This is a genomic window from Citrobacter sp. wls718, assembly GCF_005280945.1.
GTDB classification, from domain to species: domain Bacteria; phylum Pseudomonadota; class Gammaproteobacteria; order Enterobacterales; family Enterobacteriaceae; genus Citrobacter; species Citrobacter gillenii.
The window spans coordinates 53,366-55,564 of the sequence record NZ_SZWV01000016.1 but is presented as its reverse complement, the minus strand read 5'-3'; the positions used below and the strand labels follow the sequence as shown (position 1 = coordinate 55,564).

The following is a 2,199-nucleotide window of genomic DNA, read 5'->3' as shown; positions in this document are numbered from 1 at the left end:
GCGCAGCGCCTGCGGCAGGATAATGCGCAGCGTGCGTCGCCAGGCTGGTAAACCCAGCGCTGCCGCGGCCTCATACTGACCGTGATCGACACCGAGAAATCCGCCACGAATGATTTCGGCGGTATAAGCGCTTTGCACCAGCGTCAAACCCACTACCGCGGTAGAAAACTGACCCAGCACATTGATAGTGGCGAAGCTGCCCCACTGAACGCTGGTGAACGGAATGCCAATCGCCAGCGTGTCGTACAGATACGAGAAGTTGTATAAGATTATCAGCACCACAATCAGCGGCAGCGAGCGAAACAGCCAGATGTATCCCCAGGCCAGGCTATTCAACAGCCACGATGATGAAAGGCGGGCCAGTGCCAGCAATCCACCGAACACCACGCTCAACAGTGTGCCGATAAGGGTCAGCAGCAGCGTTTGCCCCAGACCGGACAAAATCACCGGGTCGAAGAACCAGCGGGCAAACACGCCCCACTCCCAACGCGGATTAAACGCCACCGACTGGATAATCACCGCCAGCACAAACAGCGCGACTATCGCACCTGCCGTGCGCATCGGATAGCGTGCCGGGACGACTTTGATGGTTTCCGTCGTTTTCATTTTTTCTCCTCAGGCAATTTTTGCCTGACCTGCGATGGTCAACAGTTTGGTAAAGCGCAGCCGACCGTCAAACGGCGGCAGGCTGTACTCTTCCGGGTTACGTGCAATATCAAATTGTGGATCGTACCCCTGACGCAAATAGAGCTGAACGGCCTCCGGTTGGCGAAACCCTGTCGTCAGGTAGATACGGCTGTAGCCCGCCAGTAGCGCCCGTCGTTCCAGTTCCTGTACCACGTGCGCCGCCAGCCCCTGCTTACGCAGGGTGCTTTGGGTCCAGATGCGTTTAATCTCAGCCGTGTCTTTGTCGTAAGGTTTGTAGGCCCCGGTGGCGATAATCTCGCCGTCGCGCTCCAGCACCACAAAGATCCCCTGCGGCGCCAGATACCATTCAGTCAATTCAACTTCAGCATCACGGGAAAAATAATCGCCATAGCGCGCGGCATATTCAGCAAACAGACCGTTCAGAATCGGCTGCAGTTCTGCCGCCTCCGGCGAGACCACGCGGAATTGATCGCTCACGTTACCTCCTTAGTCGCCTAAACCGGCCGGGTTGATTTCAGATTGTGGAATGCGTTCCACCCCCTCTCCCCAGCGATTCAAGACTTTGTCGTAGTCACCGTTGGCGATCACACCGTTAAGCGCGGTTTGCACCGGCTGTACCAATCCGCTGTCTTTTTTCAGCGTTACGGCGATATGCGCGGCCTTTGGCCAGCCACCGTCGACGCTACCCACGAGTTGCGTTTTTCCATTGAGCGCTGCTTTCCACGCGCCGATAACGTTAGGGCCAAAATAGGCATCGGCGCGGCCTGACTGTAGCGCCAGCGTCTGGGCGGCATCATCCTTGGTATAGACTGGCGTAAACGCCGGTAACCCTTTCTTCAGGTTCTCTTCATTCCATGCCAGAAGAATGGCTTCCTGGTTGGTCCCGGAGCCGACAATAATGCGCAGCCCGGCGATATCTTTTGCCTGTTCAATTTTGGTCAACTTACTGCCGGTTTTGACGTAAAAACCGAGTGAATCTTTACGATACGTGGCGAAGTCGAACTTTTCTTTGCGCGCTTTGGTGACGGTAATATTGCTGATCGCAGCATCATATTTGCCGGAAGCTACGCCCAACGGCCAGTCTTCCCATGACGTTGGCACCACGTTCAGCTCCAGCCCCAGACTGTCGGCCACCAGACGGGCGATATCCGCCTCGCTGCCGATCAGCGTTTTATTGTCATCTGCAAACACCGTCAGCGGCGGCTGGCTCAGTCCGGCAATCGCCACCGTGAATTTACCCGGTACGGCCAGCTGCAGCCTGGCGGGCAACTGCGCGATCGCCTGCGCGTTTTTCACCGTGTTAATCGGCGTTTTATTGGCCTCCAGGCTTACGCCCGTGCCGTTGATGGTGACATCGTTTGCCCAGACGGAAGCGCTGAAAGCCAGGGACAGCGCCAAAAGTAATGATTTTTTCTGCATCGTATTTGTCTCTTATTGTGTGAATTGATTGGCAGGTGTCGCTAAGCCAAGGCTGGCACGCAAAGTCGTGCCGGGGTAGTCAAGACGGAACAGACCGCGCGCCTGAAGTAACGGGATCACCTGTTCAACAAA

2 protein-coding genes and 1 pseudogene are annotated in these 2,199 nt (G+C 56.1%); all 3 read right to left on the bottom strand.

Annotation, left to right across the window (positions count from 1 at the left end):
- Window positions 1-606: ABC transporter permease subunit (locus FDW95_RS23425; RefSeq protein WP_249358893.1), on the bottom strand; the 606-nt coding region annotated here is incomplete at its 3' end.
- A 9-nt stretch (window positions 607-615) separates the two neighbouring features.
- Window positions 616-1,125, bottom strand: coding sequence for a GNAT family N-acetyltransferase (locus tag FDW95_RS03175; RefSeq protein WP_115258469.1), 510 nt, complete (start codon window positions 1,123-1,125; stop codon window positions 616-618).
- Window positions 1,126-1,134: 9 nt separating this feature from the next.
- A pseudogene (locus tag FDW95_RS03170) lies at window positions 1,135-2,199 on the bottom strand (transporter substrate-binding domain-containing protein); the annotation flags it as partial.